We start from the raw sequence: 23,762 nt of genomic DNA, 5'->3' as shown, positions 1-23,762 counted from the left end.
TAACTCAGCTTTTGGATTTGTAAAATCACAAATAAATTGATAGATTATTCCATTTTGGAATATAATTTAGAAACTATTATTGGTAATACGCATTTTCTGTTTGGCTATGGTCGGTTTCATCAACCACTTGGGTAAGTTCTGGTACTTGTTGCTTAAGTTGCACCTCAACCCCTTCTCGCAAAGTAACATCAACCGCAGAACAACCTTGGCAGCCACCACCAAATTTAAGTACTGCTGTCAAACCAACGCCTTCTTCTTCCAGCAGCTCTACCAGCTCAACCACACCGCCATGCGAGGCAAGACCTGGGTTAATTTCTGATTGCAAAACATAATGGATACGCTCTTCTATTGTGGCGTTTTCACCCACTTGTGGCACTTTTGAGTTTGGCGCTCTAAAGGTTAACTGCCCACCAAAGCGGTCTGCATTGTAGTCAATCACCGCATCTTGCAAATAAGGGATAGAAGCTGAGTCGATATACGCACTAAAGTCACTATAGTCTAGGCGTAAGTCTGCTTCGTTATGTTCACCAGGTTGGCTATATGACATGCAGCACTCTGCCCTTGGCGTACCCGCATTTTCTACAAAAATACGCACACCAATACCATCGGTTTCTTGTTTGGCTAATAGGTCTGCTAAATATCCTTGTGCAGATTCGGTAATATTAATATTACTGGTTAACGTTTCTTGGTTAGCTACTTGTGTATTGTCTGTTGCTTCGCTCATCAAGTCATCCTCGTTGTTATTTTAAAGGTTTTCTTTAAGATAAGGCTATTATAACATTTATCAATGTTGGTTTATAAAAAACCTGAGTAAATCACTATGAATTATTGCTTTTGAGTTCATCAACTGCTTTGATGGTGCTTAAAAACACATGCCCAGATAATTGTTTAATCACTTTAGTTTCTGCTAACACATCCATAACAGGACCTTTTATCTCGCTAAAATGCAAACGCTTTTGTTGTTTTATTAAATCTGCATTCAACTCAATGAGCATTTCTTGTGCTGTTAAGTCCACGTGGTTTACCGCAGACATAATTAAAATAATATCACAGGCTTGTGGATGCTTTTCAACACAATGGATGATGTGGTGTTGTACAGAGTCGCTATTACCAAAAAACAGGCTTTCATCTATCCGTAAAAACAATAAGTTATCAAACGTTTGTACATTGTGTCGGTTAACATTTCTAAAATGCTCGGTATCTTTTAAAACGCCTACTGTTGCAATATGCGGGTTGCTTGATTGCCAAATTAAGCTTGCAAAAGAAACCAGCAAACCAATAATCAGCCCAGAGTTTAAACCAAGCAACAATACAGCAAAAAAAGTAACAACAAGGTTGATGGCATCTAACCGATCGACACGCCAAGCATGGCGAAAAAGAGGATAATCTATTAACCCAATAATCGATGCCATAATAATGGCACCAAGCAAGGCATACGGCAGTGGACTAATAAGATTGCCAAGCAATAATAACGCAAATAACATGACTAACACCGTCACGATGCTAGCTAATGGTGTTTTAGCACCTGAATCATCATTTATTGCTGTACGAGAAAACCCACCTGCCACAGCAAAACTCTGAAAAAACCCACCTATGAGGTTTGCCCAACCTAACCCTGTTAGTTCGGCATTGGCATCAAACTTTTGTCCATGTTTGCGGGCATAAAAACCAGCAATTGAACTACTAGATACAAATGCAATTAATGCCATTAAAGCGGCGGTTGGTAATAAATTAAAAAAGTCTGATAAGCTTGGCACATAAGGCAACGAAAAATTTGGTAACCCACTTGGCGTATTACCAATAACCGGCACGCCTTTATCTGCCCAATGCCATAAATCACTACATAAAATAAAAACAATCACCAAGCATAAAGGGAACAAACGCTCAACCCACTTTGCTGGCGCTGGTTGCAACCAAGATTTCCAAACCCACTTATTACCATATTTATTGAGCAGTAATAATACAAACCCCACCCCACCTAAAAACACTGTAAAATTGTGCAGCTGGGCAATGTTTGCAAACATACTTGATAAATAAGAAAACAGGGTGTTGCCAGAAAATGGAATTGCAGTGAAATACTTGAGTTGGCTGATAAAAATTAACACAGCCGCACCGCTAACAAAACCAGAAGCAACCCCACGGCTAATAAATTGCATAATCCAGCCAAATTTCAGTCTACCTGCCAACCATAGTATCAAGCCCACCATCACTGCCAGTAAACTTGCCATACTGGCATAAACCACGACCCCTTTATCTGCATATCCAGACAAGCTGCTGGCAGTCATAATTGCCGTAATGGCAACCGGCCCTACTGCCTGAAAGTTACTAGAGCCAAACCAGGCATATACCAACACGGGCACAATAGAGGCATAAAGCCCATACTCTGGGGGTAAACCCGCCAACACAGCATAACCCAAGCTTTGTGGGATGACTAATACGCCAACCACAATACCTGCCAAAATATCTGCTATAAACTGTGATTTACGATATTGTAATAACCATGCTGGCAAAAGATAAGATAACAGCCCTCGGCGTTTAGATGCTTGTGTTGAATGTGAGGGCGTTTTTGAAGTTGCCATATAAATTAGTTTAACCAATTAAAGCATGCGTTGTTGTATAGCCTAAGGTGTTGGACAAAAACGAGAATACAATAGCTTAAGAATTGCCAAAACATCTTCACTAGAAATGCTATAGTACACCTGTTTACCTTCACGGCGTGTATTCACTAAGTTTTCTTTACGCAAGATTCCCAGTTGCTGAGAAAGGCTCGGCTGCGCCAAACCAACCAGCTCTTCAAGCTCGCTCACACAGTATTCACCTTGCGTTAACTGGCAAAGTAACATTAAACGGTCTGGATGAGATAACGACTTTAGTAATTGACTGGCATCTCCCGCCGCCGAACGCATCGCATTGACTAGATTTTCATTAACCTCTGCTGTAGGTATATTTTCATTAGCTGTCATTTTTTTCCTTCCATTTTTATTGCTGTTTCATGCATTTGACTAAGGCACAAAACTATCCCTATTTTATCATCATAGTTTTACTTTTATTAGTATATTATTCTATCTATTATTAATTAGTTAGATAATGCTGTCAATATCTAGCACAATTACATTATATGATTTAATAAATTGTCATGATAATGTATAATATTAAAAGCATAAAAATCATCACGGGGTATGCAATGCTTCTACACTCTTTTTTAGATAAAGATACTGAAACCTTTAGCCACATATTGGTGGATGAAGTCAATCAACTCTGCGCCATTGTTGACCCTGTATTAAACTATGACTTCAAATCAGGCAGAACATCTAGTGATAATGCCGATAAACTGATTGATTTTATAAACCGCCACAACTGGCAACTAAAATACATTATCGAAACCCACGCCCATGCAGACCATTTATCTTCTGCATCCTACATTAAAAAAGCGATGGGTGGTAAAACCGTCATTGGTAAGCACATCACAAAAGTTCAAACGATATTTAAAGAGGTATTTAACCTTGATACAAGTTTTAAAACGGATGCCAGCCAATTTGATATTTTAACCGACGAGGGTACAAAGCTACAATTGGGAGATATTAGTATTACCGCCATGCACGTGCCAGGACATACACCTGCAGACATGGCATATGTTGCTAAGCACAATAAACAAACATTTATATTTGTTGGTGATACCATTTTTGCACCCGATGTTGGCACTGCTCGGTGTGACTTTCCTGGCGGGGATGCAAATGCGCTTTATGCCTCTATCCAACGTTTATTAAATTTGCCTAAAGATACCCTGTTGTGTTTATGTCATGATTACCCGCCTGAGGGGCGTGATTACAAAGCAACCACAACAGTTGGTGAACAGAAGCGTCTCAACAAACACGTAAAAGATGGTATTAGCCAAACAGAATTTGTTACAATGAGAGAAGCCCGAGACAAATCTCTTTCTATGCCTCGGTTAATCTTACCATCTGTGCAAATTAACATCCGTGCTGGAGAGCTGCCAGAACCAGAAAACAATGGTATACGTTATTTAAAAGTTCCACTCAACGCACTATAAAAACCACTCAACAGGAGTATGTTATGAAACCAAATATGGGAAGTACTGAACGCACATTAAGAATTATTGCAGGTCTGGTGATTATTGGACTTGGCTACTATTTTAAAAACTGGTGGGGAGCCGTTGGCATTATCCCTTTATTAACAGGGTTTGTCAGTTTTTGCCCATTATACAAAATGCTCGGTTTACGTCAGTAACCTAAGCAATCATTACGATATTTTATTTATAAAAAAACGGCTCATACTAAGCCGTTTTTTTATTACCTTGGTTAGCTAGGTTTGTTATTCTTCGCCATAAATCTTAATATCTTCTGCAAAACTACAGCCTTTCATACGTGCTGCCTGAATAATAGCATCACTTTCACCAAATAAATGAGACAACTTAGTTTTACGAGCATCGTTACTGCCATCTGATCCCAAACCAAAACTCACTGTCGGGTAAATACGGTGGCTACTGCCAGCCAGCCCAATTCTCACACCAGAGGCTTTAAGACGATTGACCTGATTTTGCGTTCCCTCAATATACTGGTTAACGCGTTGATACTCTTGATTTAGGGTAAAGCAATCATAACTTGCATAGTTACTAGGCGATATATACTGCGGCGTAATGTTTCCTGTACTGGCACAACCTGCCAACCCAATAACCATTGCCGCCATCATGGCTTTAACACTTAATGCTTTCATAATTAAATTGTCCTTCAAAAAATCCTTAATTTATTTTACCAAAATCAGCAGCATTTTAAGTTTACTAAAAAAAGTTTGCTGGCTGAATAAACGCTAAAATTAAAATACCAATCAGTCCAATTGTTGCCACAAACACGCCAACTTTACGTTCTGTACCATTTTTAGCACGGCGAAACGCTTTAACACTGGCACTCATAACTGCCACTAATAACACAGCTTTTGCAAACACCCAATGTGTTTGACTGTTTTCTGCCTGCATTAATGGCAATGTCATCACAATGCCGCTTATTATCATCAATAAATAAACAGAATGTGCAAATATTGTCGTCAATTTTGGTTGAACTTTATCCTTAAACAAAGCAACATAACACTGATAAACAAAAAATAAAAGTGCTATCCCCGCTAGTATTTTATGTAGGTATATCATCATGCTTACCTGACTGCGTATATATTATAACAACCATTGACTACAAGTTTGCACCAGCACAGTTAGGGCTAGCGGGTGCTTGATTAACATTTTGCCACTCTGTAGGGGTATACGCATGAATGGCTAACGCATGTATGCTACCACCTTTTGCCGTCATTAATTCATCCAAAAGTTGATAAATTTGTTGATGCCTAGCTACTTTACGTACGGATTCAAAGGCATTGGTTACAATTGTTAGTTTAAAATGGCTTTCTTTACCTTCAAAATAACCCGCATGGTTAATTGATTCATTAATTAGCTGTAAATACTCTGGCTGCAATACCAGTAACGTTTGGTTTACCGCATCTGCAACTGGCGTTAATATGGTTTGTGACATAATTAATCTTTATTACTTCATTTAGTTGATAAAAGTTTAGAGTGAAAAGATGTAACATTGTTATCTTATTATTTTGTTATAGCGTTCTTCTATAAAATGGCATCACCTTAGGAATGAGCGACTCTAATTTGTTAATTCGATTAACATCTGAAGGGTGCGTACTTAAAAACTGAGGCACACTACCACCGCCTGCTTTTTGCATTTTTTGCCACAACGTAATGGCTGCTTCAGGATTATACCCTGCTCTTGCCATCAATTCTAACCCCATGACATCTGCTTCACTTTCTTGTACTCGGCTGTGTGGACGCTGGATGCCTATATCACCAATAACGCCTGCCAATTGAGCTTGCCCCGAAGAAAGCCCCAAACCACTTACCAAAGCACCCAACCCTAACTGAGTTGCATAAGCACCAGAAATACGCTCACGAGAATGCTCCCTCAATGCATGTGCCATCTCATGCCCCATAATTGCAGCAATTTCATCATCAGTTAAATCCAAACGATCAATAATGCCTGAGTAAAACATCACTTTACCCCCTGGCATAACAAATGCATTCATCTGCTTCGACTTAATTGTGTGTACTTCCCAATTCCAGTTAACAGCGCTTGGGCGATAAACCCCCACTTGACCAATTAACCGCTTTGCAATTGCCTCAAGCCTTGCTACTTGCTTTTTATTGGTATCCAGTATGCCTTTTGCCCTTGCCTGTTGAAGCATTTGATAATATTTTTTAGCAGAAAGTTGCATGATTTGCTCGTTTGAAACAAGCAGTAGCTGGTTTCTTTTTACCCCCAGTGCGCCAGTATCTGTTGTGCTTGCACAGCCAAGTAAAGAGCTAACTGCTAAGGTAGAAACCGCCATTAATTTTGTTATGTTAGCCATAGGATTCTCCATAAAATAATTTATGATGATTTATAATATAATTGTTTCGTATATTACAGTAAAGAATAAAAGTGTAAACACACACGTGATTAAGTTGAGTAGATTCTATTAAAAAAGTATAAAAATTGTTTGACAGCAACAAAAAAGTCAGTATAATACGCTGCACATTCCGCGGGAATAGCTCAGTTGGTAGAGCACGACCTTGCCAAGGTCGGGGTCGCGAGTTCGAATCTCGTTTCCCGCTCCAAATTCTAAAAAGACCAAGTACACATTAAATTGTTACTTGGTCTTTTTTATTGTCTAATTTATATAGTTATAGTTAGTTAATAGGTAAAAAGGTTTTAAAACCTTTTACCATATTCTTTCTAATCCCTTATATCGCCTATCATAGCTTATTGCCGATTATTTTTAATCATCGCTGCCCTACTAGGTTTTATCCTTTTATCTCAAATTTAAAAAATACGCTTTGTTGATATTTATTATTAACGCTTGCTATAAATCAACTCATTTAAAAGTACAAACAAAACGACACAAAATGTCGCCAAGACTCATTATACAATTGATTTAATTTAAAAAAAGATTTAAATTAACAATACCAGCTTGCAAAAATTAATGGAAAGATTAAAGCTTACTTAAGGTTGATGTATGTTAAAAAATGAACGCCCCTACGCCAGTAACAACTTCAACTCATCCGATTTAAAAACCATTCTCCACTCCAAACGTGCCAATATCTACTATTTGCAATATTGTAGAGTCATGCAAAAAGACGGCAGAATCCTGTACCTAACAGAAGCCGAAAAAGAAAACCTCTACTACAATATTCCCATTGCCAACACCACTTCCATCATACTGGGGACAGGAACTTCCATTACTCAATCCGCCATGCGAATGCTTGCCCAAGCTGGGGTATTGGTTGGCTTTTGCGGTGGCGGTGGCACGCCTTTATTTGCGGGTACAGAAATAGAGTGGATGACCCCGCAAAGCGAATATCGTCCCACAGAGTATATACAAGGTTGGCTAAGCTGGTGGTGGGACGATGACAAACGCCTACAAGCCGCCAAACAACTGCAAATGGCACGCCTTGAATTTATGCAAAGGGTGTGGAGCAAAGACCAATACCTCAAACAAAACGGCTTTGATAGCACCACAGAACAGATTTCTGGACTCATCAATAAACACAAACAACAAATCTTATTACAAGACACGGTGACTCACCTACTACAACTTGAAGCTCGCCTGACCAAACAGCTGTATAAGCTCGCCGTGCAAAATACAGGCTATAGTGGATTCACTCGTGACCATGGGGGTATCGATAAAGCCAATGCCTTTCTTAATCATGGCAATTATCTAGCTTATGGACTCGGAGCGACTACGGCATGGGTGTTAGGCATACCACATGGTTTTGCGGTCATGCATGGTAAAACCAGACGTGGGGCTTTGGTGTTTGATATTGCCGATATTGTTAAAGATACTTTGATACTGCCCTTAGCCTTTATTTGTGCCAGTGAAAACGCCAAGGAGCAAGAGTTTCGACAAGAATGCTTAAACTACTTTACTGACCATAAAGCATTGGATGAGATGTTTAAGGTAGTAAAAGGATTGGCATTAAATAAAGAGTGGGAAGATAAGGAGTCTTGGGAGGATAATGAATGATAGTTACCTTTATCTCCCAATGCGAAAAAAGTGCTCTTAAACGTACTCGTCGTGTGCTGGATGCATTCGCTAATCGTATTGGTGATAACGTCTGGCAAACGGCAATTACGGAAGAAGGATTAAACACGGTTAAAAGATTACTTAACGATACTGCCAGCCGCTCTACTGCGGTTAGTTGCCATCGTGTACGCACACGTCATCGAACTGAGCTAGTATGGATAGTGGGGCGTAAGCAGAAATTTAATGAGGCTGGTGTAGTGCCTGTTAATTGGACAAATAAAGAGGTATTTATGGATATAGAAATAGAAACAAAAAACATATTAGCCAATACAAATGGACAATCATTAAGCCATCATTTATTTGCAGTAGGGTTTTTAGCAGTTAATTTATTAAAAATAATGAAAGTTGATAGCCCTAAGCTATGCCAAACAGTTTTTATTGCTGGTATTTTTCATGACATTGGAAAATTAGACCCACAGTTTCAACAATGGTTAAATGATAAAATCAACAAAAACCCACAAATCGATGAGCTTGCTTTACCTGAATTACCTGATGACGGTGTACATATTGACAGTTCAGTGCGTGGTCATACTAAATTTACATTTGAAAAACATCCAAGACATCAAGAAATTTCATGGCTTTTAACTAAGTCTATGTTAATAACAGATGAGTTGAATAGTGAACAAGTTGAACAAATATTTCATGGTATCTATTGGCATCATACAAAGCCGTATCGTAAAGATGATAAATTTTTTCAATCAGCAAAAGGCATTCACAAACTATTTAATAAATCATTAAAGGATACCACGCTTGAAAAAGTTATTATTCAAGTTGATGCAGTGCTACAAGATGTAAAAAAAATAAGTGAAAATTTTGCTGATAATACGATTACCTTACCAAAATGGCAATGTGGCTTCTCTCTAAATAAAGATGACTTACCTAACTATAAAAATTATGATGAACTAGCGGAAGACATTGAGGAGTTTGTAAAAGATATCAAACCGAATGCTCTTAATAGCTTAGTTAGGACAGCTGTTATTAGTGCAGATAGAATTGTCTCTGCAATGCCTGTTGAAGATTTAAACGCCCATATTAATGAAGGTACGTTGAAACAAGCATTAGACAGTATCATACTTGAAGACAGTACATTGCAAACGGAAGTTAATCAATGCTTACAAGGTTTTCAAAACCGCTATCCAAATAGTGAGAGAAATACATCACAAACAAATGCCTCTCATGAGCTGGTAGAATTGATAGAGGTGGCTGAATTTGAAGACAGTCACAACATTGGAGTTCTCCAAGGTCCTGCGGGGTGTGGTAAGACCAAAATTGCTATTGAATGGGCAAGTAAAACGGATGCCAAAAAAATTATTTGGGTGTGCCCTCGTGTGCAAGTTTGTTTAGGGTTGCTCAATGACTTAACTCAAGCAGAATATCTGCCTAACAGCAAAGTCGAAATATTTACAGGTGAATTTAAAAAAATTCTGAGTAACGGACAGACATTAGATGAAGCGTCGGATACCGATGAAAGTGATTATTTCAGTGGTGATATCGTTATTACTACCATTGACCAAGTTATTAATAACATCATCTCACATAGCAAAGTGACAGCTATGGTTACTTTTATGCAAGCTCATGTAGTGTTTGATGAGTTTCATGAGCTTATTCCTATGCCTGCGTTTAACTTGTTATTTGCCGAGCTTATAGAAGCCAAAAAATTACGTAAGCATCAAGCAAATACTTTATTGGTATCCGCAACACCACATAATTTCTTTGTAGAGAATGTATTAACCATTGATAAAAATTCCATTATCCGTATAGAAAGCTTTAACCAAGCCGATTATAAAATTGAATTTATAAGCTATAACGATTCAGATAAAAACAATCCAGAGCCAAATCCTCTGATTGAAAATACCATTACTGATAATAAAACCACTTTTGTTATTACCAATACAGCACAAGATGCACAGCTAGGATTTTTAAAACATCAAAACACAGAAAATAATATTTTATTGCATTCAAAATATACTAAAGAGGATAAAAGTAAGTGGTTTAACCGAGTGTTTGAATCGTTCAAACGTGATGGCAATAAAAACTATCAAGTCTTACGCAGTGGTCCTATTGTACAAGCATCGTTAAATATTAGCTGTGAATGTATGTTTACTGATATGACTAGTCCAGAAAATTGGTTACAACGTTTAGGGCGTTTGGATAGATTTGATGACAATAACCATGTCAACACATATACCACCATATTTCCTGAAAGTAGTGAAAATGGCAAACAAACATGCTCGCAAGCTAAATTTTTAGCAAGCATGTCAGTATGGCAAAGTACTCACGCATGGCTTAATTACTTAAAAAATGAAATTGAAGATAACAATGTTTTAAAGATTAACGATTTATATCAGTTATATCAGAACTTTTATGATGACCCTCAATGTAACGAAAGCATTCAGCAAGATATGGAAAAAGCCCTAAAAGAGAGCCTACGTCTTATTTTAGATAAAATAATAGACCCAATAAGCATTCCACCAAAATCAAAACGTAAAACAGACAGCGTTGCTAAAATTTCTAAAAATTCATTACGAGGCAATAACCGTTATGTACAGATGGCGGTGTGTAATGTCGATTCACAGCTTAATCCCACATTTATCGATGAATATGCCTATGATGAAGACACAGACCATACTCAGGTATCAATTGGGCTAACGGAATCGGTCAATAAAATTACAGGCTATGATGACAGTAGTAAAAACTTACTTGCCTTTATGCATGCTAAACATCACAACATCAAAAAAGACCAAGGTGTTAAAAAAGCCCATAAAGATTTTATGCTATTGGCTGAATCACGCTCGCCAGAGTATCCCATTTATGTGAGTTATACGCAGAAAGACTTAGAACCTATTGGTGGCGAACGTGAACGACATAAACACGCCATTTATTATATACAAACAGAAAAACAACCTGTGGGAAGTATGCAAATCAATAACTTGCAAACACAAGCTTGTGATTCTGACTAAATCACAGATGAACTGATATGATGGTTCATATCGAAATTATTGCTATTAAAAGCAATTAATAACCAAGGAGCAAGACAATGAAAAAAGTAACAGGTATTAAAAGTGTTGATTTTAAAATTACGGCCTACGGGCATGGTGTGGTGAATTGGAATGGTTCTACCGAATTAAACACACTGATTGATGGTAAATGGAAAAAAACAAATAATCATAATATGCCTAAACTTCGTGGTTATACAAATAAAAAACAAATCGAAAACGACAAAGGGGAGACGTTTGAAGTTTTAAAGGAAGCCAGTGAAGTGGATTTTGATGAGACACCACTTTATATAAGCCAAAACTGTATTAGATACCATTTGTTTAAAGAAGAAGTAATAGACTGGCAACATCCAAAAATTCATGAAAATGTTGATGCTGTTTTGTGTTCTATGACTGGCTTACTTCGTGGCTACGTGATACCTAAAAATGAAAATAAACGCACTAGTCCATTGCTTTTAACAGACTTTACCGAAAAAGATAAAAAAGGCAATTTTGAGCAAATGGGACGTTCTGGTAACAAAGAAAAACAGAAAACCAAATCTGGTGGCGAAGCAAGTAACTCCTTGTTTTCAAAAACAACCTTTGGAGATACAAAATATGAGGCTTATGGTTCAATAAATATTGAACAGCTTCAATTTATTTCTCTTTCAAATGCCAATGGTCAAGAAGCGATGATAATTACAACCGATAAAGAAGGAAAAGAACTAGCAACTAAACTTGAGAGTTATATTAAATCACTTGAGTTTGCTAAAGGAGAAATTAAAGCTGAATATCATAAAAACTGGAAAAGAAAAGGCACTATTTTTGCCGAAGGACAAAAAGGTATTTTGTTAAATGGCAATGCTATAAACGCACTGGTTCAACAAATGATATCAATGATTGAAAATCTAGGATTTAATCAGGCAAAAGGTTTTATGTATGTTGAAAATGTGGAAGTCGACTATAACGACTTTAGCAACCCAAAAGATATGTTCCGTATCAAAACAGGCAACCATCAAACAAACACAACAAAAACAGAGGATGAGGATTATGCCATTTACTTTGAAAAGGGAGAGTAATTTATGAGGATTATTATAGATTATGAATCTTCTTGGCGTAACTCAGTATTAACAGGCTCTAATGACAAACCTGTTAGCAAGGAAAATATTAGAAAATTTAAAGCCTCAAGCAAATCTAGTGAGCCTTTAGATATTAGAAAAATAACAGACAATACTGTACTAGGCGTTCTTTGTCGACTAATAGGTGACCAAAGAAAGTTATATCAAGCAAAACAAAGTGATGATTTTTATTTTAAAGACATGATTATTTGTCATAAAGAAATCGAATCTAAGTATACAGAATGGAATGAGACGACATTTTTGGTTAATAAATCAGAAAACAGACCGCCTCAAAGCAGTTTTTTAGGAGTGATACCTGATGATGAACCCCTGTTTTTTTCTGAAAACTCAGCAACTCTATGGTCAGTATTAAATTTTAGTTTTGAAGAGCTTCTAAGTTTTATTATCAACCCGAAAGTTAGTAAGGTAACAACAACAGTTTCTCCAAGAAATATTTTAAACAGAGTTGTTCATGATTTATCAACGATGGATAAAATTGAATTTTTTCAAAATAAAATTCAAAAAGAACAGGAAGGTTTAGATAAAGAGTTATTGAAAGAGAAACCTAGTTCAAAACGTGTTGAAAGCTATAAGGCGAAAATTGAAAACCTTGTGATTGAATCAAATAAACCAGATTTAGCACATCACGAGAAACGTATTAGAGAGGCTATCGAATGCTTACAGGCTAGATTTGAAGATCAAGATTATTATGATAAAAAAGGTAACACTTATCCCATGAGTTTATATGCTGGTGGTTTATATGTAATGCTTGAAGAAATGAAAAAATATGGGATGGATATAACAAGTCTTGCATCTGATAAGGGAACGATTAAAGGGTTTTCAAAACGAAATTATAACGGAACACGAGATTTTTTGAATACTCTTGCAGGAGGTAAAAAGAAAACAACACATACGCCTTATACACTTACAAAAGCTAACGGAAGAATAGAAATCGAACTAAAAATTGACAAAGAACAAGCTAAAGACCTTAAAAATAAAATTGAATCAGCTGGCGTATCGTCATTTTATTTGGGTAAAAAAGGCTTAGCCTATGTGTTTGATATCAAATTACGCTAGGAGCAAAACATGAAGTATTATCAAGAAATAACGCTTATCGATGGCGATAAATCACTGTATCAACTTTGGTCTGATTTATACACCCAGCTACACATTGCCCTAGTTGAGTTAAAAAACACCCATGGTCTAGAAAATGTGGGTGTGAGTTTTCCCAATTATAAATACGAGCAAAAAGAGAATGGTAAAGAGTTTTCATTTTTGGGCAATAAATTGAGAATTTTTTCAGATATAAAAGAAACACTGGAATTATTAGATATCAATACCAAAGTTCTTGAATTAAACCAAAGACAAGACTATGAAGATAATGCCGATGATTATTTTCATACCAAATCAGTTCGCTTAGTTCCTGAAAATGTGGATAGTTACCTTGTTGTTTCTCGCTATCGGCACACACCACTAAATAAACAAGTGGCAAACTATCTGGCTCATAGCAAGCAACAAGGCAGAGAAGTTAGTGAAAGCGAAGCGATAGAGCATTGTAAACAACACAAGCAGTCTGGACGTAAAAACTACCCATTTATTAACTTAAAAAGCATTGATAATGGGCAAAACTTTAAATTATCCATCAAACAAACGCTTGTGGACGAAGCATCTATAGGGTCATTTAACACCTATGGCTTAAATACCAACCAAACATCCGTCACTGTACCGCATTGGTAAATCATAATTTGCTAATGACAACTCATAATTTGATGAAAATATGAGTAAAAGGAGGTAGTTTTGCAAAAAACACCTTCTTTTTTCACTCTTTAAAAACTTAATTAAATATCAACAAGTTATGTTTGTGCTAAAAACACAAGGGTAAAACATCATTTTTACCCTCAACATATTGCTATAACTTGTTTCTTTGTTGTATTATTCCAGTTCACCACCGCATAGGTGGCTTAGAAATTGTAACTCATTAATGCGATTTTGAACTTCTAGTTCACCACCGCATAGGTGGCTTAGAAAAACATCTCACCCAGCACACCTTGGTCGCTTGGGTTCACCACCGCATAGGTGGCTTAGAAAATCAATGCAAGCTTGCAAGTCAATCGCATAGAGTTCACCACCGCATAGGTGGCTTAGAAAAATACTCAATTTCGGAGGATGGTAAACGTGCCGTTCACCACCGCATAGGTGGCTTAGAAATGAATATTTCGAGAAAGCGAGAGAAATAGAAAGTTCACCACCGCATAGGTGGCTTAGAAATGATGAATTCTTCCTGTGGATAGTGTCTTCTCGTTCACCACCGCATAGGTGGCTTAGAAATAGTAACGATTGTTTCATGTCGTGATTGAGTGGTTCACCACCGCATAGGTGGCTTAGAAACCTATCGTTAATTCTTTGCCTGTTAAGGCGTAGTTCACCACCGCATAGGTGGCTTAGAAAATGACCAGCACTGGACTATCAATATTGGAGAAGTTCACCACCGCATAGGTGGCTTAGAAAAGAACCTCCGAAGCCTTACAATCCAACGGTATGTTCACCACCGCATAGGTGGCTTAGAAAAGTCTGTCATTAAGCAAGCGTTAGAGGATTTTGTTCACCACCGCATAGGTGGCTTAGAAATGTGTTTATTCCGCAATGTAGACACAATCCTCGTTCACCACCGCATAGGTGGCTTAGAAATGTGGAGTTCGATATCTGGTTAAAATCACACAGTTCACCACCGCATAGGTGGCTTAGAAAACCAAGACGCTGCGCCATTGCGTCCATAATTCGTTCACCACCGCATAGGTGGCTTAGAAATGAAGCTGACAAAATCGCTGAGCGATTAAAGCGTTCACCACCGCATAGGTGGCTTAGAAATTACCATCAGATGGCTTTTTAACTAAGTTGCAGTTCACCACCGCATAGGTGGCTTAGAAATTTAGTAAACACCCTGCCGGCTGCGCTTTGCGGTTCACCACCGCATAGGTGGCTTAGAAAAATATGGCAATACAACAATACAGAGTGCAACTGTTCACCACCGCATAGGTGGCTTAGAAATTACCCCTGCATAAGTAGCGGCAGCACCGCCCGTTCACCACCGCATAGGTGGCTTAGAAAAGTGAACGTGACGATATTCGTAATCAGTACCAGTTCACCACCGCATAGGTGGCTTAGAAACAACACATCAAGCAAGTACACAGAAAAAGGAAGTTCACCACCGCATAGGTGGCTTAGAAAACGTAGGTGCTTTTTAAAACTTCTACCTTTAAGTTCACCACCGCATAGGTGGCTTAGAAAAAATTCATAACCTGCTTCTTGTAATGCAACTCGTTCACCACCGCATAGGTGGCTTAGAAATCTCACATAATTTAACATAACCTAAAATAAACGTTCACCACCGCATAGGTGGCTTAGAAAAATCTAAAGACTCAACTTTCAAGCCTGTTAGTGTTCACCACCGCATAGGTGGCTTAGAAATATGCCTTAGTATGCAATGGGTTCTATTGTACGTTCACCACCGCATAGGTGGCTTAGAAATCGAAGAGATTGCCGAGATGCTGGCGACACTGGTTCACCACCGCATAGGTGGCTTAGAAAAACAAAGTGATGAGCATCGCAAGCAAATATGGGTTCACCACCGCATAGGTGGCTTAGAAAATCAAATGGCAACCTCAGACCGTGAAGATAGCGTTCACCACCGCATAGGTGGCTTAGAAAAATAACGAACCTGTTAAGCCAAAATTCGGTGAGTTCACCACCGCATAGGTGGCTTAGAAACAAAGCTTACAAGCAGTTGCAAGACAAATACAGGTTCACCACCGCATAGGTGGCTTAGAAAGCAAACTGTAACGCCAGCAACTCAAGCGGCTCGTTCACCACCGCATAGGTGGCTTAGAAAAACTGTCTAAAAACAAACAAAAAGTTTATTTTTGTTCACCACCGCACAGGTGGCTTAGAAAACTAGCATGAATATGGGCTGAATTATAGCCGTGTTCACCACCGCACAGGTGGCTTAGAAACAAGCACGAGAAGCAGTTTAGGATAATTGTTTGTTCACCACCGCACAGGTGGCTTAGAAATTAATTGGCGTTTTTTTGTGTGTAAATTTCACGTTCACCACCGCACAGGTGGCTTAGAAAGCAATGGTTAAAGGCGTTACAGCAGCAGACAAGTTAACCACCGCATAGGTGGCTTAGAAATTGATTTTTGCAATAGGTACAGGTACTATTTAGTTCACCACCGCACAGGTGGCTTAGAAAAACGGCAAGACAGCATGGCTATGACGTATCCGGTTCACCACCGCACAGGTGGCTTAAGAATAAAAAAGGGAGCCTTCGCTCCCATTTTCTAGCTACCCTCCGCATAGGTCAGCTTAATACAGATACATCTCTAAACATCTGCCTACATCGCAAATTACCATCGTGTAGATGGCTTATCACCATAGATAAGTTGTTATTATCACTTGATAAATAAAGCACCCTAAAAATATTTAGTGACACTACTCGTTTACAAAAGCAATTTTAGATAGCCCCGTTTCACTCGCCACAGCCAATACTTGAGCAACGCTATCATACCTTGCATCTTTATCGGCTCTTAACTGGATAGATGGGTTTTTTCCAGCAGCTTTGGCTTGGCTAAATCGCATATGGAGCTCCTCTAAGCTAACCGCCTCTTTATCCCAAAATATGCCAGCTTCTTTATCAATACTTACCTGAATATTTTCAGGTGGTAACTCATTAACATTGGCACTTGTTTTTGGCAAATCAAGCGGTACGGCAGGGTTAAGCACGGTTGCCGTTACCAAAAAAATAATCATCAGCACCAGCATGATATCAATTAATGGAATAAGGTTAATTTCATTTAAACCTTGAGAGTCTTCTTCACCCAATTGAAATGCCATTTTTCAATCCTTACTATCTATATTTTTATAATTTTTTATTCTGCTGACAATACCGCATCTGCTAATAACTCATGTGCAATATCATTAGCTTGATGCATGGTATTACGGTTTAAACGAGTAGCAATGTTATAAAACACCACGGCTGGTATCGCCACAGCCAAACCAAGCCCTGTCATAATCAATGCCTCACCAACAGGACCCGCCACTTGCGCTAAACCTGCCTGCCCACTTTCACCAATGCTATGCAATGCATGAAAAATCCCCCAAACCGTACCAAACAGCCCTACAAAAGGTGCAATGGCTGCGGTTGTCCCTAATACGGGCAAGCCCTTTTCACTGCTATGGCGGATACGTGCAATTTGTTGCAATAAAATTTGCTCAACTGCCATTTTTCTTTGTTGTGGAGCAGATGTCGATAGCTTAGTAGCCTTATCATTAACCGCAAGTTGCAGTTGCTGTGCTGAGCTTTTTTTAAGCTGAAAACTGCTATAAATTCTCATAATGCCGGTAATCCACGAGGCAATGGAAAGCATGATTAAAATAAAAAACAACATCTTAGTTACGATGTCGGTGTACTGCCAATATTCTGCTATATTCATAAGATTCCTCATTAAAACTTAAAACAATGGTAATGCTAAATGCGATTAAATTTTGACTGGTTTTTAATTTATTTACAATTTTTATATTTATAAAAACGGTTGTTGATAACTCGGTAACGACTAACTTAAGGAACCGTAATCGTAATTGGTAAAATTACTTTACCTGATACAGGGACACCCGCTTTGTTTTTAAATGGGTGAAACTTGCCTCGTCTCGCTTGTTTAGTTAAGTCTCGGTTAATTTGGCGATATTTAGAAGGCGTGATTAGCTTAACATTATTGATGTTGCCCTGTTTATCAACCGTAAACTGAAATTTAACTGTAATTCTTTCACCACTTTTTGCTTTGGTAGCTTTTGCATTAAATTTTGGCCTTTTACGCCACGAGGCATCACTCGCTGAAAGTGTTAGATTGGTTGTTTTACCACCTTTACCCGCTTGATCTTTTGTTGCCTGAGCACTTGCCTCTTGTGCCTGTGCGTCTGCTCTTGCTTTTGCGTCTGCTCTTGCTTTTGCGTCTGCTCTTGCTTTTGCGTCTGCTCTTGCTTTTGCGTCTGCTCTTGCTTTTGCGTCTGCCTTAGCCTTTGCATCAGCAATACGTTGTTGTTCAATTTCCCATTGGTTAGGCACATCTGCAACCGTATTTTTGCTAACAATCACTTTATCTTTTGTGTGCGTAATTGGGTTTTTAACAGGTGGCTGCATTTTTTTAACCACTGGTTTAGGAGTCTCTTTATGTCTAACAATCGGCTTAGATTTTTCTATATTTTGTTTTACAGGTTTAGATGGCGCAACTTTAGCTACCGCTTTTTGAGTTGGTTTTATTTCAGGTTTTAATGGCTCGACACTTTCAACCAAATTTAACAGTGTCATTTCAATGGCATTGTTTTGTTTAGGTTCAATAGGCTTAAGTAATGTCGATTGCATATTAAACAACGACCACCCAGTTATGCCATGCAAAATAAAAACACTCACCGTGGTTAGCATTGCCATGGTAGTGAGCTTTTGTTTGTTTGTCATGGCAGATAAATTTTGTACGTACATTTTTTGTTGGCAATCTTTATGAAGTCGGTAAAAACCGATATTTTATTAAAAATAGTAATCATTATCAACTAATAATTTAATAAATGTAACGTCATTATCCCTTACTTTTTTATGGTATCACTTAGTAACAACAGTTAATTTGTCCATTTGTTATCTGTTTTACCTTTTCAAGCTACTTATGACTAAAACACTCAGTTTTTAGATTTAACCATCATTTATGGGAACCTAATCAAAATTAAGATAAGCATCTTAAAGATATAAGTTAAATATATCAAAATAAATAAGTGTCTTTTTAGTTATAAAAATAATATTGACTTCGATAATTATTATCAATTAGAATACAAAAATATTTTTCCTTATTACAAGCATGTAACTAGTGTAATAATATGTTACTAAATTATTACACTAAATGTATGTCAAAAAGTTAACAACCTGAAATAACAAACTTACACATCCATAAACCACTGGCATTTTTTATGAAAACTTACCAAAAGCTATCCCTATCTTTACTAACAATTTGTATTTCTCAGCAGTTATATGCTGAAACCAATGATTTACAGGCAAACCAGACACCAACTGCCACACTAGATACCATTGTTATTACCGCCGGTAAAATTGATCGTACCGCTCAAGATACCGTAGAAAGTGTTAAGGTAACCACCGCACAAGAACTAGAAGATAATCCTGCATTAATTGACTTTTATGATGTTTTAAAAAACACCTCAAATGTCACTTCTGAATCAGACTATAACATCAATATCCGTGGGGTTAATACACAAAGCGTCACTGGTGGCGGTGCTGCTCCCACTATTAATTATATGTTAGATGGCGTTACCCAAAATAACAGATCGACCTATACTGGTAATATCTCCACATGGGATATTGAACAAGTCGAAGTTTTACGAGGTCCCCAATCAACCACGGCAGGTCAAAATGCCTTAGCAGGCTCGGTGGTCATACAATCAAAAGACCCTGAGTTTGAACAAGCAGGCAAAGCTCAAGTGGGATACGGGACAGACAATACTTATCAAGCTGCCTTTGCCAATACTGGCGCAATTACCGATAAGCTCGCCTATCGCATCAGTGCCGAACACAAACACACCGATGGGCACAGCAAGAATACCTATTTTAAGCAAGATGACTGGAATAATTCAGACACGAACACCGTCAGAGGTAAATTGTTATATCTCATTAATGATGAAAGTGATATTAAGCTCACCCTTTCACAAACTAAACTTGATATCAATGGTTCGTCAGAAACTAATAGTAAAAAAGAACACATTAGTTATGATAATACGCCAACCTTTTATAACACTGAAACCACAAATACCAGTATCGAATACAACAACGATTTTTCAGAAAACTGGTCTTTAAAATCAACAACTGCCTATTCAAAAACAGACTACGATAGATCAAGCGACAATGATGGGCGATTTGGTTTATCAACTTGGAACAACAAAACAAAGTCAAAACAAATGACTGAAGAGCTACTATTTAATTTTGATAATGCAGATAATCTAAAAGCAGTTGTGGGGCTTTATGCTGCGACAGGAGAAGACGACAATAGTCAATGGACGAATGACTTCCCTTTACAAGCACCAGGGATCCCTATCCCTGTTACTGTTAATAATAAAACTAAAAACTTTACTGAATATGACAATTATGCTGCATTTTTTAATGCAGACTATCAAGTAACCGATAAATTAACCTTGTTAGCAGGTTTGCGTTACGACTACGACAAACGTACTAATGGCAATACCCCTGAGGTTGAACTAGTAAAAGGCACTGGTAATCCATATATCGATCAAAACATCCAAGGGTTTTTATCTCAGGCAGTTGGAGAAGCAAAAGGTGAACACGTCAATAAAGTATGGTTACCTAAACTTGGTTTAAACTACGCTTGGAATGATAATTTAAAAACAGGCATACAATATCAAAGAGGCTATCGCCCTGGTGGCGCCTCAGTCAATATTGTGCGCCGTGAAGTCAAACAATTTGACCCAGAATTTACAAATAACTTTGAGCTATCAACACGTTATAAAAACGACTCTGGCAATTTTTCATTACAAGGCAACCTATTTTATACCGACTGGAAAGACCAACAAGTGAGTGTAGACCAGAGTGATTTTCCATATGATACCTATGATGTCAATGCTGGTAAATCACACTTATACGGTTTAGAGCTTGATGCAGTTTATCAAATGACTCCTGAAGTCGAGCTAACAGGAGGCATTGGTTTATTACAAACTGAGTTTGATGAGTTTACGAATAATGGGGTTGATTTCGCTGGTAAAGAATTTGAGCAAGCCCGTAATGTTACCTCCAACCTTGGCATGACATATCGTGATCCTGCAGGCTGGTTCTTTGGTGGTTATGCCAACTATAACGGCAAAGGTTGGGATAACTTAGAAAATGACATAGAACTAGAAGCATACACGCTTGTTAATTTAAAAGCTGGATACGAAACAGAAAACTGGGGCGCTTATGCCTACGTTAATAACTTCTTTGATACCAATTATGTCTATAACCAATGGGATTTTGGTGGTTATGAAGAATACTATATTGGCGACCCTCGCACCCTTGGCGTGACGGTTAATTATGAATGGTAAGTTACATTTGTAACGGATTAGCATTAAGCAACCATCTATTTTAAATGATGGTTGCACTTAAATATTAATAACTCAACTAAATAAGCTAGATTTATCTAAGTTTTATACCAGCGACGGTTTTAATTGATTCAATAATTAGAACGGTTTTATTTACACATAACATTTTATCCAGTAGTAATTAATTTTATGAAAACTTATCAAAAACTTACCCTATCCCTACTGACGATTTGTATTTCTCAGCAGCTATATGCTGAAACCACTGACGTACAAGTAGTAAAAGAAAATGAAGACACACCAACCACAACACTAGACACCATTGTCATTACTGCCGGTAAAATTGAGCGTACCAGTCAGGACACGGTAGATAGTGTCAACATAACCACTGCTGATCAAATACAAGACGACCCATCTTTAGATGACTTCACCGATATCCTACAAAAAGCACCCAATGTGAGTGTCACCAATGAGACAAGCTTTACCATTCGTGGTATTTCACGTACTGGCAGTGGTGGCGGTGCTGCCGACACCTTTAGTGTGACTGTCGATGGCGTGTCACAAAACTATATGGCAAACCAACCCGGTATTATCTCGACATGGGATTTACAACAAGTAGAGGTGCTACGAGGTCCTCAGTCTACCACAGCAGGTCGCAATGCTTTGGCAGGTGCGATGCTGGTTAAAAGTAAAGATCCAGAGTTTGAGCAAGGTGGTAAAGTCCAAGTAGGCTATGGTACTGACAATACCTATCAACTGGCTCTCGCCAATACAGGTGCAATTACCGACAAGCTGGCTTATCGTATCAGTACCGAGCATAAACATACCGATGGTCATTATACCAATAACGTGCAGAACAAAGACGACTGGAATAGCCAGACCAACACCAGTATCCGTGGAAAACTCCTGTATGAAATCAATGATGACAGTGACATTATGCTAACTGCATCGCATGTAGATTATGATAGAAATGGCATTCGAAGCAGTATTCACCCAACAAAACGTATCAACGCCGATAATAGCCCTGTATATTTTGATACAGATGTGACCAATCTGAGTTTAGAATACAACAATTATTTGACTGACAATTGGTCACTAAAATCAACCACCGGTTATCAAGACTTAACTTTTGATAGAGAAAGTGATCGAGATGGCGCAGCAGGTGATGCACGACACAACAACGATAGAAGTGCAAATAACTGGTCAGAAGAGCTTTTATTCAACTACGACAATGATGACAATATAAAAGCCGTTGTTGGTTTGTATGCAACAGAAGGTGAATTTGTTAACCAGTTAGAAACTTTAAATGTCCCATACAGTATTCGGGGCTTTAACATTTTGGCTGACTACACAACGCACCAAACTGATGAATACACAAACTATGCTGTCTTTACCAATATAGATTATAAAGTCAACCCTAATTTAACGTTAATCGGTGGGTTACGACTTGATTATGACAAACGTACGATTAAAGCGGATCCAAATGCCAAACTCGTCAAGGGCACCGGTATTCCTCCTATAGATGCTTTTGCCCAAGGTATTATTAATACCATCGGTGGTGATTTTGATGCAGATAATACACAAAAGGTTTTGTTGCCTAAGATTGGCTTTGATTATGCTTGGAATGATAATCTTAATACAGGTATTGTTTACCAACGAGGCTATCGCCCTGGTGGCGTGTCAGCAAATGTGGTCACCCAATCCAGCCATGAATATGATGAAGAGTATACAGATAACTATGAATTTTCTCTCCGCATGAAGAATGATGACTTCTCGTTAGCAAGTAACCTATTTTATACGGACTGGAAAGATCAACAAGTCTATGTTAGTGGCAAGTCTGGACTACCTGGAGATATTTCTGTCGTTAATGCAGGGAAATCTCATTTGTATGGGATAGAGATTGAAACGGCTTATCAAATCACTCCAGAACTAGAGTTAACAGGGGGTATTGGTGTTGTCAAGACCAAGTTTGATGAATTTATCGATAATGGTGTTGATTATAGTGGTAAAGAGTTTGATTACGCTCGTCAGCTAACTGCCAATGCTGGAGCAACCTATCGTTCACCTGAAGGCTGGTTTATTGGTGGATATGCCACTCATCAAGGTAAAGGTTGGGAAGATTTAAGCAATACTGCAAAAATTGATACCTATACATTAGTAAATCTAAAAGCAGGGTATGAAGCAGACAACTGGGGAGCTTATGTGAATGTAAATAACGCTTTTGATGAGACCTATATTGCAAACACCTTAAGTTATAATTTACCCGATACTTATGAATTGGGTGACCCTCGCACCCTTGGTGTAACAGTTAATTATGAATGGTAAGTTGTTACAATGCCCCTTTTAAATGAGCAAAAATCAATCAAAGCACTTCCCTCTTCTGGTAAGAGGGCTCTTGTA

The 23,762-nt window shown here is 38.1% G+C and carries 19 protein-coding genes, 1 tRNA gene and 1 CRISPR repeat array; of the genes, 10 read left to right on the top strand and 10 right to left on the bottom strand.

Features of this window, described 5'->3' with window-relative positions; all coding sequences use genetic code 11:
• Positions 1-76: 76 nt before the first annotated feature.
• The 3 genes from nfuA to VH441_RS09535 all read right to left on the bottom strand — a co-directional run bounded on the left by nfuA (position 77) and on the right by VH441_RS09535 (position 2,963).
• On the bottom strand, positions 77-724 hold the full coding sequence (nfuA, locus tag VH441_RS09545; protein WP_434353412.1) for a Fe-S biogenesis protein NfuA: 648 nt from the start codon (positions 722-724) through the stop codon (positions 77-79).
• A 94-nt stretch (positions 725-818) separates the two neighbouring features.
• On the bottom strand, positions 819-2,579 hold the full coding sequence (locus tag VH441_RS09540; protein ID WP_434353411.1) for a SulP family inorganic anion transporter: 1,761 nt from the start codon (positions 2,577-2,579) through the stop codon (positions 819-821).
• Positions 2,580-2,621: 42 nt separating this feature from the next.
• A complete protein-coding gene (locus VH441_RS09535) occupies positions 2,622-2,963 on the bottom strand; it encodes a metalloregulator ArsR/SmtB family transcription factor (protein WP_434353410.1) in 342 nt (113 codons plus the stop codon).
• 221 nt (positions 2,964-3,184) lie between these two features.
• On the opposite strand from VH441_RS09535, the gene VH441_RS09530 reads away from it, so the two are divergent.
• On the top strand, positions 3,185-4,051 hold the full coding sequence (locus tag VH441_RS09530; RefSeq protein ID WP_434353409.1) for an MBL fold metallo-hydrolase: 867 nt from the start codon (positions 3,185-3,187) through the stop codon (positions 4,049-4,051).
• A gap of 23 nt (positions 4,052-4,074) precedes the next feature.
• Complete coding sequence (locus VH441_RS09525) at positions 4,075-4,248, top strand: YgaP family membrane protein (RefSeq protein WP_434353408.1); 174 nt, start codon at positions 4,075-4,077, stop codon at positions 4,246-4,248.
• Between the two features lie 84 nt (positions 4,249-4,332).
• Here VH441_RS09525 and VH441_RS09520 read toward each other — a convergent pair whose 3' ends face one another.
• The 4 genes from VH441_RS09520 to VH441_RS09505 form a co-directional block, all read right to left on the bottom strand.
• Positions 4,333-4,734: a hypothetical protein gene (locus VH441_RS09520; RefSeq protein WP_434353407.1), complete on the bottom strand. Its 402-nt coding sequence runs from the start codon at positions 4,732-4,734 to the stop codon at positions 4,333-4,335.
• 64 nt (positions 4,735-4,798) lie between these two features.
• Positions 4,799-5,161, bottom strand: coding sequence for a SirB2 family protein (locus tag VH441_RS09515; RefSeq protein WP_434354397.1), 363 nt, complete (start codon positions 5,159-5,161; stop codon positions 4,799-4,801).
• Positions 5,162-5,201: 40 nt separating this feature from the next.
• Positions 5,202-5,537, bottom strand: coding sequence for a BolA family protein (locus VH441_RS09510; RefSeq protein WP_434353406.1), 336 nt, complete (start codon positions 5,535-5,537; stop codon positions 5,202-5,204).
• Positions 5,538-5,613: 76 nt separating this feature from the next.
• Complete coding sequence (locus VH441_RS09505) at positions 5,614-6,432, bottom strand: M48 family metallopeptidase (protein ID WP_434353405.1); 819 nt, start codon at positions 6,430-6,432, stop codon at positions 5,614-5,616.
• Positions 6,433-6,591: 159 nt separating this feature from the next.
• Here VH441_RS09505 and VH441_RS09500 point away from each other — a divergent pair.
• From VH441_RS09500 to cas6f, 6 genes are all read left to right on the top strand, one after another.
• Positions 6,592-6,667, top strand: a tRNA-Gly gene (locus VH441_RS09500).
• A 398-nt stretch (positions 6,668-7,065) separates the two neighbouring features.
• A complete protein-coding gene (cas1f, locus tag VH441_RS09495; RefSeq protein ID WP_434353404.1) occupies positions 7,066-8,073 on the top strand; it encodes a type I-F CRISPR-associated endonuclease Cas1f in 1,008 nt (335 codons plus the stop codon).
• Positions 8,070-11,093 (top strand): CRISPR-associated helicase Cas3', encoded by a 3,024-nt coding sequence (cas3, locus tag VH441_RS09490; protein WP_434353403.1) that lies wholly within the window; start codon positions 8,070-8,072, stop codon positions 11,091-11,093. The genes cas1f and cas3 overlap by 4 nt, the downstream gene beginning before the upstream one ends.
• A 77-nt stretch (positions 11,094-11,170) precedes the next feature.
• Positions 11,171-12,187: a type I-Fv CRISPR-associated protein Cas7fv gene (cas7fv, locus tag VH441_RS09485; RefSeq protein ID WP_434353402.1), complete on the top strand. Its 1,017-nt coding sequence runs from the start codon at positions 11,171-11,173 to the stop codon at positions 12,185-12,187.
• A gap of 3 nt (positions 12,188-12,190) precedes the next feature.
• Positions 12,191-13,303 carry a type I-Fv CRISPR-associated protein Cas5fv gene (cas5fv, locus tag VH441_RS09480; protein WP_434353401.1) on the top strand — a complete coding sequence of 371 codons (1,113 nt, stop codon included), beginning with the start codon at positions 12,191-12,193 and terminating at the stop codon, positions 13,301-13,303.
• Positions 13,304-13,312: 9 nt separating this feature from the next.
• Positions 13,313-13,963: a type I-F CRISPR-associated endoribonuclease Cas6/Csy4 gene (gene cas6f / locus VH441_RS09475; protein WP_434353400.1), complete on the top strand. Its 651-nt coding sequence runs from the start codon at positions 13,313-13,315 to the stop codon at positions 13,961-13,963.
• Between the two features lie 203 nt (positions 13,964-14,166).
• A CRISPR array of direct repeats spans positions 14,167-16,536; the repeat unit is 28 nt; unit sequence GTTCACCACCGCATAGGTGGCTTAGAAA.
• Positions 16,537-16,715: 179 nt separating this feature from the next.
• On the opposite strand, the gene VH441_RS09470 is transcribed toward cas6f, so the two are convergent.
• The 3 genes from VH441_RS09470 to VH441_RS09460 form a co-directional block, all read right to left on the bottom strand.
• Complete coding sequence (locus VH441_RS09470; protein WP_434353399.1) at positions 16,716-17,117, bottom strand: ExbD/TolR family protein; 402 nt, start codon at positions 17,115-17,117, stop codon at positions 16,716-16,718.
• Positions 17,118-17,152: 35 nt separating this feature from the next.
• On the bottom strand, positions 17,153-17,716 hold the full coding sequence (locus VH441_RS09465; protein ID WP_434353398.1) for a MotA/TolQ/ExbB proton channel family protein: 564 nt from the start codon (positions 17,714-17,716) through the stop codon (positions 17,153-17,155).
• Positions 17,717-17,841: 125 nt separating this feature from the next.
• Positions 17,842-18,759, bottom strand: coding sequence for a TonB family protein (locus tag VH441_RS09460; RefSeq protein WP_434353397.1), 918 nt, complete (start codon positions 18,757-18,759; stop codon positions 17,842-17,844).
• Between the two features lie 476 nt (positions 18,760-19,235).
• Here VH441_RS09460 and VH441_RS09455 point away from each other — a divergent pair, with 476 nt between their 5' ends.
• Both VH441_RS09455 and VH441_RS09450 read left to right on the top strand, forming a co-directional pair.
• Positions 19,236-21,368, top strand: a complete 2,133-nt coding sequence (locus tag VH441_RS09455; protein ID WP_434353396.1) for a TonB-dependent receptor — start codon at positions 19,236-19,238, stop codon at positions 21,366-21,368.
• A 186-nt stretch (positions 21,369-21,554) separates the two neighbouring features.
• Entirely contained in the window at positions 21,555-23,687 is a 2,133-nt protein-coding gene (locus VH441_RS09450; protein WP_434353395.1) for a TonB-dependent receptor, read from the top strand.
• Positions 23,688-23,762: the final 75 nt, after the last annotated feature.

The sequence above is a fragment of the Psychrobacter sp. HD31 genome (assembly GCF_051097895.1).
In the GTDB taxonomy this organism is placed as follows: domain Bacteria; phylum Pseudomonadota; class Gammaproteobacteria; order Pseudomonadales; family Moraxellaceae; genus Psychrobacter.
Note: the sequence above shows the minus strand (reverse complement) of the source record. Positions and strands in the feature narration are given on the sequence as shown.

Bases quoted from the DNA above. Each gene is read 5' to 3' on its own strand.
- nfuA (WP_434353412.1), bottom strand. From the start codon at position 724: ATGAGCGAAGCAACAGACAATACACAAGTAGCTAACCAAGAAACGTTA.
- VH441_RS09540 (WP_434353411.1), bottom strand. From the start codon at position 2,579: ATGGCAACTTCAAAAACGCCCTCACATTCAACACAAGCATCTAAACGC.
- VH441_RS09535 (WP_434353410.1), bottom strand. From the start codon at position 2,963: ATGACAGCTAATGAAAATATACCTACAGCAGAGGTTAATGAAAATCTA.
- VH441_RS09530 (WP_434353409.1), top strand. From the start codon at position 3,185: ATGCTTCTACACTCTTTTTTAGATAAAGATACTGAAACCTTTAGCCAC.
- VH441_RS09525 (WP_434353408.1), top strand. From the start codon at position 4,075: ATGAAACCAAATATGGGAAGTACTGAACGCACATTAAGAATTATTGCA.
- VH441_RS09520 (WP_434353407.1), bottom strand. From the start codon at position 4,734: ATGAAAGCATTAAGTGTTAAAGCCATGATGGCGGCAATGGTTATTGGG.
- VH441_RS09515 (WP_434354397.1), bottom strand. From the start codon at position 5,161: ATGATATACCTACATAAAATACTAGCGGGGATAGCACTTTTATTTTTT.
- VH441_RS09510 (WP_434353406.1), bottom strand. From the start codon at position 5,537: ATGTCACAAACCATATTAACGCCAGTTGCAGATGCGGTAAACCAAACG.
- VH441_RS09505 (WP_434353405.1), bottom strand. From the start codon at position 6,432: ATGGAGAATCCTATGGCTAACATAACAAAATTAATGGCGGTTTCTACC.
- cas1f (WP_434353404.1), top strand. From the start codon at position 7,066: ATGTTAAAAAATGAACGCCCCTACGCCAGTAACAACTTCAACTCATCC.
- cas3 (WP_434353403.1), top strand. From the start codon at position 8,070: ATGATAGTTACCTTTATCTCCCAATGCGAAAAAAGTGCTCTTAAACGT.
- cas7fv (WP_434353402.1), top strand. From the start codon at position 11,171: ATGAAAAAAGTAACAGGTATTAAAAGTGTTGATTTTAAAATTACGGCC.
- cas5fv (WP_434353401.1), top strand. From the start codon at position 12,191: ATGAGGATTATTATAGATTATGAATCTTCTTGGCGTAACTCAGTATTA.
- cas6f (WP_434353400.1), top strand. From the start codon at position 13,313: ATGAAGTATTATCAAGAAATAACGCTTATCGATGGCGATAAATCACTG.
- VH441_RS09470 (WP_434353399.1), bottom strand. From the start codon at position 17,117: ATGGCATTTCAATTGGGTGAAGAAGACTCTCAAGGTTTAAATGAAATT.
- VH441_RS09465 (WP_434353398.1), bottom strand. From the start codon at position 17,716: ATGAATATAGCAGAATATTGGCAGTACACCGACATCGTAACTAAGATG.
- VH441_RS09460 (WP_434353397.1), bottom strand. From the start codon at position 18,759: ATGTACGTACAAAATTTATCTGCCATGACAAACAAACAAAAGCTCACT.
- VH441_RS09455 (WP_434353396.1), top strand. From the start codon at position 19,236: ATGAAAACTTACCAAAAGCTATCCCTATCTTTACTAACAATTTGTATT.
- VH441_RS09450 (WP_434353395.1), top strand. From the start codon at position 21,555: ATGAAAACTTATCAAAAACTTACCCTATCCCTACTGACGATTTGTATT.